Raw genomic sequence first — 13,020 nt, 5'->3', positions numbered from 1 at the left:
CCCCCTTTGCAACCCATGAGCCAAACCAGCAAAAAACGAGTTCTCTCCGGCGTACAACCCACCGGCAGCATCCACCTCGGCAACTATTTGGGCGCAATCCGTAATTGGGTCGTCGATCAGCACCAGTACGACAATTTCTTCTGTGTGGTGGATTTGCACGCCATCACCGTTCCCCACAATCCGGCGGTGTTGGCCGCAGACAGCTTCAAGATTGCCGCCCTCTACTTGGCCTGTGGAATTGACCTCAGTTGCTCCACAATCTTTATCCAATCCCACGTGAGCGCCCACAGCGAATTGGCTTGGTTGCTGAATTGCGTCACGCCCCTGAATTGGCTGGAGCGGATGATTCAGTTCAAGGAAAAAGCCCTGAAGCAAGGCGAAAATGTCAGTGTGGGTCTGCTGGACTATCCGGTGTTGATGGCGGCGGATATTTTGCTTTATGACGCGGATTTGGTGCCGGTGGGCGAAGACCAGAAGCAGCACTTGGAATTAACCCGCGATGTGGCGATTCGGGTGAATCATCAATACGGCAGCGAGGAGCGGCCGATTCTGAAAGTGCCTGAACCCGCCATCCGCAAGGAAGGGGCCCGCGTGATGAGCCTGACGGACGGGACGAAGAAGATGTCGAAGTCGGATCCGACGGAGATGAGCCGGATTGAGCTGTTGGACAGCCCCGACACGATCGCCAAGAAAATTAAGCGCTGCAAAACTGACCCCCAGCGCGGTTTGGAGTTTAATAACCCCGATCGCCCCGAATGCCACAACCTGTTGGGTCTCTATCAAATTTTGTCCGGCAAATCCCGCGAGGAAGTGGCGGCGGAATGTGCCGACATGGGTTGGGGACAGTTCAAGCCCCTGCTGACGGAAACGACGATCGCGGCGCTGGAGCCAATTCAGCAAAAATATAACGAGGTGATGGGCGATCGGGGCTATCTGGAATCTGTGTTGCGGGATGGTCGCGAAAAGGCGGCCGCCGTGGCCCATGCCACCCTGCTTCGGGTGAAGGATGCTTTGGGCTATTCGCGACCGCTTTAGGGCCGATTCGAGGGTTAATCACCCGCTGACGGGCGATCAGAGACCATAACCAACTGGACAAGGGAGACGGAAACAGCGATGAAAGCCGTGGTGTTTGGTGCAACCGGCGAAACGGGCCGGCGAATTGTGCAAGCCTTGGTCGATCGCCAAGTGCCTGTGCGGGCCGTGGTGCGCGATTTGGCCACCGCTCGCGCGATTTTGCCGGATTCGGTGGAAGTGGTGCAGGGCAATTTACTCGATCGCCGCTCGATCGACTCTGCCTTAGCCGGTTGCACAGTGGTTTTGAGCGCTGCCGGAGCCAGGCCCAGCTTGGATCCAACGGGGCCCTTGCAGGTGGATTATCTGGGAACCAAGAACTTAACCGATGCAGCCAAGGCGGCGGGCATTGAGCAGTTGGTGCTGGTCTCTTCCCTTTGTGTGTCCAAGCTGCTCCACCCGCTGAATTTGTTTTGGTTGATTCTGTTTTGGAAACAACAGGGTGAGCGCTACTTGCAAAACAGCGGACTGACCTACACGATCGTGCGGCCCGGCGGCCTGAAAAACGAAGATCGGGACACCCCTGTGGTGATGAGCACTGCCGATACGCTCTTTGAGGGATCGATTCCCCGATCGCAGGTGGCCAAGGTTTGTGTCGAAGCCTTGTGGGAACCGGCGGCCCGCAACAAAATTGTGGAAATCGTGGCGCGGGATGATGCCCCCGTGCAGCCTTGGTCAGCCCTTTTTGCCAGCGTTTAAGCGCGGTTCGATCGATGTTTCCTAACTCATCCAATCCCAATCCCTTGGGGGGTTCTGGGTCGTCGCTGCCCGGTTCACTGCCCGGTTCACTGCCTGGATCTCCCACCGGAGAACCCGGGGGCGATCGCTACGGCACTGGGCTAGTGGCTCCCCAAAGCGTGGATGCGCGCACCAAAAAATTGATGCAGCGCACTTTCTTGATCTTGCTTTTGGCCGGTCTGGCGATCGGGGCGGTCATCTCCGTAGGGGTGGTGATTGCCTTCCAAAAGTTTGGTCTGATTGGCGTACCCACCCCCAGCGCCCCGATCACGCCAGGGAATTAGCCCCAAGCTGACACACAACAACCATTAGGATTGGCGCACCACCGCCCCTCGCACACATAACCCCAACAGGCTGCCACTCAACAGCAGCTTTAGGGTTTCCAGCCCAAAGTAGCCCCCATGCCAAAGGGTCATGGCCGCCGGAACCGAGGGAGCAGTGCTAGCCCAAGACAGGGAAGCCCCTAGTCCCGCCATGGTCGGCGCGAGCCAATAGGTTTGCATCAACATAATGGCCATCAGCACCGCCGCGATCGCCACCACCCACCGCTCGCTGAGGCGGCTCACTTCGTGGCGATATCCCAAGGCCAGCGCACCGGCCATCACTACCCCGGCCACCAACAGCCCCACGTGGTTGAACCCATTGAGCAGTAACCAACCCACGGGCGCAAAGTCGGGCCGCTCCATCATGCCGCCCATGTAGAGGGCCGGCATGGCCGCCAGGTCGATCGCCAAGGTGGCCCCAACCCACAACAAGAGGGCGATCTCAACGGTCATTTTCCAAGCCGATTGCCCCAGACCGAGAGCGTGGCTGAGACTGGTTTTAAATTCAGAACTCATGCTCGATCGCCTCCTAAATTCCAATTTCTAGCCTAGGAAACTTCCGAGATCAGCGGTAGCCTTTGTTGGGTTTATTCATGATTTGCACATGAACCGTAATACCGGCGATTGCTGAAGAATCTAGAAAATTGAGGATCATGGTCTGATCGAAAAAATGAAGTTCTTCGGTAGTTCTTCGGTAGGTTGGGTTGAGCTTTGCGAAACCCAACGCGATCGCTACAAACTTGACTGTTGTTGGGTTTCGTACCTCAACCCAACCTACAAGACTACAAAAAAATCGCTGATCGGCCGATTTTGAGAGAGGGGGTTAAGAATGGGGGCTTTTCACTGATTCGTGAAAGAAGTCTATTGATTGCGATGTTGATTTTTGAGTTGGTTTTGGAGTTGATTTTGGATTGGTCTTCAGTGTTAGTTGATATTAAGGAAAATTCATGAAGAATCTTGGATAAATGTCAAGATCAGTGTCAAAAAAGATGCAAGATTCGCACAGAAAACCGCAAAAGCTTTTGCTCAATAGCCGTTGCTCATGGTCCAGGTTTCAGAATGAGCCAGGTTCCAGTGTTGACGATCGGCCGATCGATCGGTGCTAGGGCGTTTTGGGGGGTGATTGATCGAGCGCTTGAATGACCCAAGTGTTGTTAAAGGGTTCGATCGCCTGGATTTGGTAGCGGGGATTGGTTTTGAGCCGATCGAGCCATTCTGTTTTGGGCCGATAGGCGATCGCCCGTTGAATGGTCTCGGGAAAGGTCAAATCTGGCTCCTCTAGGTAAATCAGTTGAGCTTGGGACGGCAGGCGACGGGCCAGGGCAAGCAACCGCAGAGCATTGCCGCTGATCACCACAGGTGGCTGAAGTTCACTCACCCGTTGGGCGATCGCCGGATCGTCGTAACTGCTGTATTTGTTCCACCAAGTGGGGGCCATCACGCCTTGGCTACTAGACCACAGCCCCACCACCCACAACAGGGCAATTGCTCCCACAGCCCAAGGCCGCCGCCGTTGGTTCGCCCAAGCTTCGCTGAGACCAAAGGCCAGCAACCAAGTGAGGGCCAAGTAGGCCGGAAGGAAGTAGCGGGCAATGGTCGATCGCTGGCCGCCATCCACCGCATCCAACAGGGCAAAGGGCAGGGCGATCGCGCCAGTCAGTAGGGGAAACAGCCAAATGTCCGGCGGCGTGACCCGCAGCAAGCGCCGGATGCTGAGTGCAACCATCGCCAGCAACAACCCGATCGGGAGCCAATGCCAGGACAGGGCGATCGGGTCGGTTTCCTGGGTGATGTCAAACAGGGGCCGATCGAAACAGGCTTGCCAATCCAGGGCGATCGCGCTGAAATTTAGGCCCCAACGCTGCACCAAGGTTCCCCAAGTCAGTTCTCGATCGATCCAACCCATGGGTTTGCGATAGGTCAGCCAACAAACCAGCCAGGGACTGAACAGCACCAATGCCCCCAACAGGGAACCACCCCAGGCCAAAAGGTTATGGCGCAAGGCATTCCAACCCCGGTGCGATCGCTCCAGCCATCCTCGCAGGGCCACGTAGGCTCCTTGGGCAGCAATCCCGAGGGCCAAGGGCAAATGGCCATAGAAATTGCAGGCCACCAAGACTCCGTAGGTCATCCAGGCCGATCGGGTGGGTTTGCCCAAGCGATCGAACCGCAGAACACGCAACAGGGCCCAACTGGCCAACAAAAACAACACCACCGCCAAGCTGTAGCCTCGGGCTTCGCGGGCATAGACCACTTGGATCGGGGAAACGGCCACCAGACCGATCGCCAAACCAATCACCGATCGCGCCCTGGGCCAGTCGGCTAGCCAAGCCTGCCCAAACAGAACCAAAGCCGGAAACACCAGCAGGCTCACCAGGGCAGAAAAGGCCCGAATCGTCGCTACCGAGTCCCCTGCCAAATGCGTCCAGCCCCGCAGCAACAGGTAATAGAGCGGTACTTGGTCGGGGGTTTCAATAGCCAGGCTTTGGAGCGTCGCCAGCCAAGGACGATCGCCCGATCGCTGCAAGGGAACTAAATCAGCGGGGACGACGGGCCGCCCCTGGGGCTGGAAAAAGTCCTCCACTTGCTCCTTGGTGTAGCCCGCAATGCGCACGGAGGTGATGGTTTCGTCGTACCAGTAAACCGCGCGATCGAGGGCCGAAAACCGCAACAGCACCGCCACCACCAAGACGAACCCAATCACCCAACCCGATCGGCCCAGCCCAAATCTGCCACACCAAAAACCGCCTAAATTCCCAAATCGGCTCGATCGCTTCGGGGAGCTGCTCATGGCTTCACGTCCCGATCGCGGGCAATTTCAGCGGCGGCATCTGGCAAATCATCGAAATCATCAGGGGCATCATCGGGAACATCATCCGCCGGCAATCTCAACGAATCCTCTGGGTCATCATCCATGAACCGATCCTCCTCAATGGCCGACCAATCAGCCGGGGGCCAGTGGAGCGCCAAATAGGGCACATCCCAGGAGTCTTGGCGCGATCGCCCCGCTGCAAAGTTGCGCCCCGTCTCCGCACCGGGGTAGGGCAAATGACCCACCGGAGCCGACAGGTCAAAAATGAGGGAATCGTAAGGAATCAGTTCCACCACCCGATCGGGCGCAGTGCCCCGAAACCGTTGCCACCAAAGGGCCAGCCGTTGCCAGTCATCCTGGGCCACCGCATCAGGATCAAACAGGGTCACTTGCCAGCCCACATAGTCCGCCAACTGCTCATAAACCTCTGAATCCCACTCTCCCGGCTGCCCGCCCAATTCTGTCCACAGGGCCGCTTGAATGCTCCAGCCAAATTGCCCGCGACTGTAGGTCACCCACAGCTCATCAATCTGTTGCAGTTCCGCCGTGGGTAATTCCAGAAAGGAGCATTGGGCGGCAAAGTAACGCACTAGCCGATCGGTTTCCCGATCGGCTGATCGCCAATCTCCCACTTTCAATGCTTCAAACAAATCCTGATACAAATCTTGGCGGGCAAACCCGCCCCTTGCTTCCGCACAAATCCGATGGGCTTCGCCTCGGCGGGCAATATCTTCGTAAATGAGCAGGCCATCTCGTTCAACGTTGTGGATCCAATCCTCACAGCCGGTCAGCTCTGGTGCAAAGGCATGGCCACAAAATTTACAGGCCTGGTGATCCAGAGGTGCACCACAGTTGGGGCAATGTTCCAAGGACGCATCCAGGGCCAAGGCTCCACAACTGCCACAGGGGCGCGGGGCTAATTGCACCTGAGCCAAGCAGTCTTCATGAAAGAAGCGCTGTAACTGGGGTAAATAAACCACCGCCGAGGGGGCGATCGGCTGCTGACAAACCGCACAGGGCAATCCCAAATAGTCGATCGCCCCGCAATGGGGACAGGCCGCCGCCCCCAAGGGCACTGCTCCGCCACAGTCCAGGCAGGTGGATAACTCAGCCATGCATTCTCCTGCGTTGCTCAACCCCGGGCGATCGCTCCAGTTATGCAAGATTTTGCAACCATCGGGGGCGATCGGCGTTTGTCTGTGGGTTATTTTGCCTGATTTTCTGGTTCCTATTCCCTGGCGCTCAGCGTGTTGATGAACCCCTGTTGATGAACCCTGTGGGCCGTTGCCTGAACTGCTGGGGTTAATCAACCGTTGGGATCGCAGATTGATGGCAACGCCGTTCAGAATCAATGCAGCGCCAACTCAGTACCAATTCAGTTCAGTACCAATCCAGCGCCGAAGGTTTATAAACAGTTCAAGGGTTACAGCCGAGATCACTCGCTTCGGCGGTCGGGGTTGCGGTGTAGTATGTTCGTTGCGACATCCGGCCCGTTTCGGGGGTCGTTGGTTCAGCCGATCGGCGACGCGCAATCCTGAGGCCTATGCAACGCCAAAAATTTACCCTTGGTTTCATTGTGGTGCTGACGATCGCGGCGATCGCCGTGATTGTTAACCTGCCCGTGCAGTTGGGGCTTGACCTACGCGGTGGCTCCCAACTGACACTCCAGGTCATGACCACGCCGGAAATTCCCCAGGTCACGCCCGAAGATCTCTCGGCCGTCCGCAAAGTTATTGATAACCGGATTAATGAGCTGGGGGTTTCCGAAGCCCTGGTGCAAACGTCCGGCAACGACAAGCTGGTGGTGCAACTGCCGGGGGTCAGCGACCCGGAACAGGCGGAGCGAGTTTTGGGCAACACGGCGCGGCTGGAGTTTCGGGAGCAAAAACCGGGAACCGAGGCCCAATACCAAGCGGAACGGCAAGTTTACGACGAGCTGAAGGCGAAACGGGCCGCGCTGATTCAGGCAGGAGACAAGGCCGCGATCGACGAAAATCAGCGGGCGATCGAACGGAGCCAGGAAGCCATTAGCCAACTGTTTGAAAAAGCGGTGCTCACGGGCCAAGATCTCCGGGAAGCGGGAGCCGCCCCGGACGGGGGCTTGGGTAACTCTTGGGTCGTGATTATTCGCTTTTCAGCCGATGCCGCCGATCGCTATGCGGAACTGACCAAAAAACTGGCGGGCACGGGTCGCGGCCTGGGTATTTTTCTCGATCGGGACTTGTTAACCGCACCCGTGGTGGGGCCGGAATATGCCCAATTAGGAATTACCGGCGGCAGCACCGAAATTCGCGGTAACTTCACCGCCGACTCCTCCCAAGAGTTGGTGATTCAACTGAAGGGTGGAGCCTTGCCCCTGCCCGTGAAGTTGGTGGAAACCCGCACCGTAGGCGCAACTTTGGGTCGCGACAGCGTAGAAAGCAGCATTTGGGCCGGTGTGGGTGGCTTGGTGTTGGTGCTGATCTTTATGGCCATCTACTATCGCCTGCCCGGCGTGGTGGCAGACCTGGCCCTGATCATCTATGCCCTGTTGAACTTTGCAGTCTTCGCGTTAGTGCCTGTCACCCTCTCGTTACCAGGGATTGCGGGTTTCATTCTCAGCATCGGGATGGCGGTGGATGCCAACGTGCTGATCTTTGAGCGCACCCGCGAGGAATTGCAAGCGGGCAAGAGTCTTTATCGATCGGTCGAATCCGGTTTCTATCGGGCGTTTTCCAGCATTTTGGATGGTAACGTCACCACCCTGATTGCCTGTGTGGTGCTGTTTTGGCTGGGCACAGGTTTGGTCAAAGGGTTTGCCCTCACCCTGGCGATCGGGGTGTTGTTGAGCATGTTCACCGCCCTCACCTGTAGCCGCACTCTGTTGTTTGTGGCCCTCAGTATTCCTTCCCTGCGCCGTCCTGAGTGGTATTGCCCCGGTCTAAAGGCCGCCAATCTGAAAACGGCTGGCTCGGGCAACTAGCGCCCCCCTTCGCCCCCTTCCACCTGCCCTCCTGAATCAGCAAGCGCGATGAACCTGAAGATTATTGAAAAAAGTCGGCTGTGGTGGTCGCTGTCCCTGGCTTTGACCGTTGCCGGGGCGATCGCCGTGATTGGTTGCATGGTCACCTTTGGCACGCCCCTGAAGTTGGGACTGGACTTTGTGGGGGGAACTCGCCTGCAACTGCAACTGGACTGCCCAGCCACCGGGGCCCAACCCCAATGCCAAAAACCTGTGGAGCTGGCCGATGTGCGGGCCGTGCTGAACGAACAGGATTTGGGCGGCGCGGCTGTTCAGTTGTTGGATGTGGACTCCAAGGCCCAAGACCGACATATCATCGCCATTCGATCGCAGGATTTAGCGGCCGAGAAGCGCACGGCCTTGGTGACCGCCCTGGAAGCCAAATTGGGCAAGTTTGATGCCCAAGGAACGCTGATTGACACGGTGGGGCCCGTGCTGGGGCAGCAGGTGCTGAACTCCGGGGTGATGGCTGTGTTGCTGTCCCTGCTGGGCATTGTGATCTATCTGCGTTTTCGCTTCCAGTGGGACTACGCTATTTTTGCGGTGGTGGCCCTAATCCACGATGTGTTGATTACGGTCGGGGCATTTGCGGCCATGGGCTGGTTTGGCGGCACGGAAATTGACACGCTGTTTATCGTGGCCCTGCTGACGATCATTGGCTTTTCCGTGAATGACACTGTGGTGATTTACGATCGGGTGCGGGAGAACATTGCCCAAAATCCCACCGCCCCGATCGACACAGTGGTGAACGATGCGGTGAATCAAACCCTGACCCGATCGCTCAACACCACCGCCAGCACCTTGCTTTCGGTTGTGGCGATCTTCCTGTTTGGGGGTTCCACCCTGCGGGACTTTTCGCTAGCCCTGATCATTGGGTTCATCTCTGGGGCTTACTCCAGTATTTTCATCGCCAGTACCCTGCTAGCCTGGTGGCGATCGCGCCCAGGCTATGTGCCCCCCAAACCTGCCACGGAAACCGAAACCAAGCTCCAAGACTCTATTTAGCCATTCCCTTCTTTGCTGAATCGGTTGGCTGAATCGGTTGGCTAAATTGGTTGGCTGAACAGGGCTACTGAACGGGTTTTCTGAGCTTCTGCAACTTTGCTGTTGCTGATTGCCCCAATGCCAGTTTCTTGCTCGACCCCAAAGACTTCTTGATCGGCCGTTTGTCTTTTCTTCCTCGCCCCTTGCCCAAGCGTGCCTGCTCCTTCTTCCTCTCGCTTGCCCAGTCGATCGCGCTGGTTGCTGCTCGTCCTCTGTTGGGGCACGATCGGCCTAGCTAGTCTCTGGGCAATGCGCGAAGAGTTTGACCTCTGGCGCACCTATTTCACCTGGGCTGCGGTGCGCTATGCCATTTTTTTCAACCGCTGGCCGGTTTTTGGCCTGTCCGTTTGCCTGGGGCTGACCGTCACCACGCTGATCGATTACGGTCGCCATTATTTCTGTGATCAGCAGCCCGATCACCCGCATAAACCCTAAATGGGTCACAGGCGTAAACGCTTTAACCAACCCCCAGACCTAGGCATTTTCAGAACCGCGATCGCAAGTTGACTGTCGAGAAAAGTTGATAATAATAAAGAGTGAATTGCAGTGAGCGATCGCTCCTCTTGCTAATCGGGTTTAAGCAATTAGGCCAACGGCTCGATCGCCCCAATGGTTACTTATGCCGTTTACCGAGGAACTACGCCATGTCCGTTGAAATCATAGAAAAGAAGTCAGCCGCCACCATCCGTAAACCAGCACCTCGCTACAAAGTGCTGCTGCATAACGATGACTTTAATTCCATGGAATATGTGGTGGAAACGCTGTTACAAACCGTTAGCAGCCTTACCCAACCCCAAGCCGTTAACATCATGATGGAAGCCCATTTTAACGGCTTGGCTTTGGTGATTACCTGTGCCCAGGAACATGCAGAATTTTATTGCGAAACCCTCAAAAACAAAGGGCTAACCAGCACGATCGAGCCAGACGAATAGGAACCAATTCATCAGTTGTTTTGAGCGATTCTAAGGAACCAAAGACAAGGGGCTTAAGCCCCTTGCCCCCACCAATCCTGGTGCTTTGCCAATACACTGGTGCTTTGCCAGTACCCCAAGTTATTGCTCAGACATCTTCTCGATCAGTTAATGGTTGCCCTATAAAGCAGACGGCTTGTACCCCAGCTTTTGGTAAACCGGGAGGGTGAAATGAAAACAACTCCCGCCGCCCGGCCGCTCATCAACCCAAATTTGTCCATAGTGGGCCCGAATCGCCCGCTGGCAGGCAGCTAGCCCAATGCCATATCCTTCTGAGCGTTGATCTCGTTGCAGTCGGAATCGCTCCTTAAAGATGGAGCTACGTTGGCTGTCGGGAATGCCGGGGCCACTGTCGCAAATGCTGACCTGCACATTCTGGGTGGTACGGTGGAGGGCGGCCACATGGATTGTGCCCCCATCCGGCGTGTATTTCACGGCATTGTCCAGCAGGTTGGAAATCACTTGCCGAATCCGATCGGGGTCGGCATAAACCACCGGCAAGTCCTGGGGAATATCCGTTTCTAGGGTTTGGTGCTTCAGGTGAATTCGACTGCTGAAGGTGTCGATCACCGCGTGACACAGGGCCTTGAGATCAACGGACTGGGGTTGAATGTCGGCCTCTTGCCCCTCCCCTTGGGACACTTCCAACAGGTTGGCAATCAAGCGATCGATCGCCCGAATTTGCGATCGCGCCTGCATCAACAGTCGCTCCCGCAGGCTGTCGGTCATCTGGGCCGCCTGAATGGTGTTGGGTCGATAGCTGGCCTCCAGGGTCTCGATCGCCATCGAAGCCGCCGCTAAAGGGTTTCGCAAATCGTGGGCCACAATCTCGATCGCCCGATCCTTAAACCGCAATAGTTCCCTTAACTCCGCCTTTTCCCGCCCTAACCGAAAGACTTCATCTGACAGACGAATCACCTCCGCCGCCGTTGCCAACGACGAGGGCGAACCATCCGTCGGCATCATGTCCATCGGCTGGTTGTTCTCCGGCGAGTCCAAGCTGTCGTGAATTGCCTCTTGCCACCGCTCCCACCAAGCATCCAGTTGCTGGGCCAAGTCCATCCCCGTTAGGGTTTGGCGGGGGTGGGGATGCACCTTCACCAGCGCAGGTGTGGCAATCAGCCGGAAATGTTCAGCCACGTAGGGCTGCTCGGCCACGTCCACAATGTCGAAAGCAAAGGGATAGCGGGCTTTTAGGGCCTGTAATCGACCCTGAATTAGGCTTGCTTGCTCCCAGGAACTGGAGCGGTGATCCACAAACAGAAGCAGTTGCAAGGGCGCGCGTGAGGCAGGGAAAGGATCGGGCGAAACCGACATAAGCGATGAACCATAAGATCAATAAGTTATGGATCGAGGCGGGCCTGCACCGTGACCATCCACCCGCATTCCAGCCAAAAAGGCGCAAACTCTTTACAATCAACGTCAATCAAAATCAAGCTGCAAGCCAGTTGCAATCAAACTACATGCAAACGCCCATCAAGGGCAGTGGGGGGTGATGGAGCTGGCAGTGGTTGCCTCTGTCGATACCAATACCGTAGAAATGCCGTCGCTGGATCAGCCGTTGCTGGATCAAGGGCGGGGTTGGAAATGGGGCCGCAGGCTAAAAGTCGCCAGTCGGTTGAGTTCAGGCTAAGTTGAGCTTGAATGGGTGTTGATTTCTCCAGCCTATCGCTTTTTTCAGCGGGAGCTGCCAATTACGGTAAATCGGGAGGGGTGGAAGCGGCAATTCGATCGAGCGCCGAGCGGGCCGCCTTCGTCACGATCCCGGTTACAACTAGGGTGGCGATCAAACCCAAAATAAAGAGCAACCACTCGATCGGGCTTTTGGCTCGTTCTCCATACCCCGCAAACAGGCTGGCCAAGTCCCGAAAAGAAGCCCCGATATAGACATAGGCAACCGTTCCCGGCAACATCCCGATCGAAGCCAACAGGTAGTCTCGGATCGAAACCTGCGTTAGCCCCAACATATAGTTCAAGGCATTAAAGGGAAACAGCGGCGACAAGCGCATCAGCAACACAATCTTGAGGCCATCTTCTGCAATGGCGCGATCGATCGCCTGAAATTGTCGATTTCCAGCAATCCAGCGCTGTTCCACCCAATCCCGAATGCCATAGCGTCCCACCAGGAACGCCGCCAGCGACCCCAGCGTGGCCGCCCAGAAAACAATCACCGACCCCCAACCTACCCCAAACAGCACCCCGGCCCCCAAGGTCAACAGCGATCCGGGAACCAGCGCCACCGTGGCAACCACATACACAACCATGAAAGCGACACCGCTCCAGGGCCCCAAATGCATAATTTCCGATAAAACCCACTCCAAGAACGCCTGCACGCTAACCAGCCTCCCTCAGCCCCAAATCGGTGAATTTCAAGAAATCCCTCGTTTTAGCCCCCCAATACTCTCCGTCTATAAAAATCCGCATCTATAAATCTGCTTCTGACAGCCATCAAGTCATCAAAAATTTTTGGAAAATCTTACTTGAAATTTAGCTTGATCTTTGCTCGATCGCTACTCGATAAATCCTGAATCTATATTCCCTTCCTCGTTCTCTTCTTCCTAGACAGTTAAAAGACCTAAATCGAAATTTTCCCGATAAAGACCCCGACAATAGCAGTAAAATGGTTCAATATTATCTATTGCCACAAAATATTGCCACAGAATTGATTCCCACAAAATCACTGGAGCAAAAGCTGCAACTAAAACGGTAACCAAATCCCACTAACCTTGAATTTGACTTTAGAATCTTTTCAGAATCACTTCGTGAATGTCCTATGGATCGGCCGTCCCAAACTCCAATTCCGCTGCCTTCACACATTCACTACGAACTACTTCTTCAGTTGCTGGAACGAGAAACCAGTGGCACTCTCAAACGAGGCACGGAGGAACACCGACAGCTCCAAGAATTGGTGGCCACCCTCCGCCGGGCACTTGCCGTTCAAAAACAGTTGGAAGCCAGTTGCCAAAACAAACAGCTCCCGATCGAATATCACTGGTCGTTGAATCTGCCAGCCGTTGGCCCTCTGAGCAACGCTGCCAAAGGCGAAGAATAATCCAGAAT

The 13,020-nt window shown here is 55.9% G+C and carries 13 protein-coding genes; 8 read left to right on the top strand and 5 right to left on the bottom strand.

Annotated features, from left to right (window positions below):
• The first annotated feature begins 15 nt into the window (after positions 1-15).
• From trpS to H6G52_RS11930, 3 genes are all read left to right on the top strand, one after another.
• Positions 16-1,035 carry a tryptophan--tRNA ligase gene (gene trpS, locus H6G52_RS11940; protein ID WP_190528530.1) on the top strand — a complete coding sequence of 340 codons (1,020 nt, stop codon included), beginning with the start codon at positions 16-18 and terminating at the stop codon, positions 1,033-1,035.
• A 78-nt stretch (positions 1,036-1,113) separates the two neighbouring features.
• Positions 1,114-1,770, top strand: a complete 657-nt coding sequence (locus tag H6G52_RS11935) for an SDR family oxidoreductase (protein ID WP_190355142.1) — start codon at positions 1,114-1,116, stop codon at positions 1,768-1,770.
• 14 nt (positions 1,771-1,784) lie between these two features.
• Positions 1,785-2,093, top strand: coding sequence for a hypothetical protein (locus tag H6G52_RS11930; RefSeq protein WP_099533601.1), 309 nt, complete (start codon positions 1,785-1,787; stop codon positions 2,091-2,093).
• Between the two features lie 24 nt (positions 2,094-2,117).
• On the opposite strand, the gene H6G52_RS11925 is transcribed toward H6G52_RS11930, so the two are convergent.
• The 3 genes from H6G52_RS11925 to H6G52_RS11915 all read right to left on the bottom strand — a co-directional run bounded on the left by H6G52_RS11925 (position 2,118) and on the right by H6G52_RS11915 (position 6,059).
• Positions 2,118-2,648 (bottom strand): DUF4149 domain-containing protein, encoded by a 531-nt coding sequence (locus H6G52_RS11925; protein WP_190355141.1) that lies wholly within the window; start codon positions 2,646-2,648, stop codon positions 2,118-2,120.
• 586 nt (positions 2,649-3,234) lie between these two features.
• On the bottom strand, positions 3,235-4,923 hold the full coding sequence (locus H6G52_RS11920; protein WP_190528510.1) for a glycosyltransferase family 39 protein: 1,689 nt from the start codon (positions 4,921-4,923) through the stop codon (positions 3,235-3,237).
• Positions 4,920-6,059: a GUN4 domain-containing protein gene (locus tag H6G52_RS11915; RefSeq protein ID WP_190528508.1), complete on the bottom strand. Its 1,140-nt coding sequence runs from the start codon at positions 6,057-6,059 to the stop codon at positions 4,920-4,922. The genes H6G52_RS11920 and H6G52_RS11915 overlap by 4 nt, the downstream gene beginning before the upstream one ends.
• Positions 6,060-6,487: 428 nt before the next feature.
• On the opposite strand from H6G52_RS11915, the gene secD reads away from it, so the two are divergent.
• From secD to clpS, 4 genes are all read left to right on the top strand, one after another.
• Entirely contained in the window at positions 6,488-7,906 is a 1,419-nt protein-coding gene (secD, locus tag H6G52_RS11910; protein ID WP_190528506.1) for a protein translocase subunit SecD, read from the top strand.
• Positions 7,907-7,954: 48 nt separating this feature from the next.
• A complete protein-coding gene (gene secF / locus H6G52_RS11905) occupies positions 7,955-8,950 on the top strand; it encodes a protein translocase subunit SecF (RefSeq protein ID WP_190355137.1) in 996 nt (331 codons plus the stop codon).
• A gap of 192 nt (positions 8,951-9,142) precedes the next feature.
• Entirely contained in the window at positions 9,143-9,424 is a 282-nt protein-coding gene (locus H6G52_RS11900; RefSeq protein WP_190528501.1) for a hypothetical protein, read from the top strand.
• A gap of 209 nt (positions 9,425-9,633) precedes the next feature.
• On the top strand, positions 9,634-9,921 hold the full coding sequence (clpS, locus tag H6G52_RS11895; RefSeq protein WP_099533615.1) for an ATP-dependent Clp protease adapter ClpS: 288 nt from the start codon (positions 9,634-9,636) through the stop codon (positions 9,919-9,921).
• Between the two features lie 159 nt (positions 9,922-10,080).
• Here the strand turns inward: clpS and H6G52_RS11890 are convergent, their stop codons facing one another.
• Both H6G52_RS11890 and H6G52_RS11885 read right to left on the bottom strand, forming a co-directional pair.
• Positions 10,081-11,277 (bottom strand): histidine kinase, encoded by a 1,197-nt coding sequence (locus H6G52_RS11890; protein WP_190528498.1) that lies wholly within the window; start codon positions 11,275-11,277, stop codon positions 10,081-10,083.
• 377 nt (positions 11,278-11,654) lie between these two features.
• Positions 11,655-12,293 (bottom strand): TVP38/TMEM64 family protein, encoded by a 639-nt coding sequence (locus tag H6G52_RS11885; RefSeq protein ID WP_370567699.1) that lies wholly within the window; start codon positions 12,291-12,293, stop codon positions 11,655-11,657.
• 440 nt (positions 12,294-12,733) lie between these two features.
• On the opposite strand from H6G52_RS11885, the gene H6G52_RS11880 reads away from it, so the two are divergent.
• Positions 12,734-13,012: a DUF5340 family protein gene (locus tag H6G52_RS11880; protein WP_190355135.1), complete on the top strand. Its 279-nt coding sequence runs from the start codon at positions 12,734-12,736 to the stop codon at positions 13,010-13,012.
• Positions 13,013-13,020: the final 8 nt, after the last annotated feature.

Origin of the sequence: Limnothrix sp. FACHB-881, assembly GCF_014698135.1 — a bacterium.
Lineage (GTDB): Bacteria > Cyanobacteriota > Cyanobacteriia > CACIAM-69d > CACIAM-69d > CACIAM-69d.
Note: the sequence above shows the minus strand (reverse complement) of the source record. Positions and strands in the feature narration are given on the sequence as shown.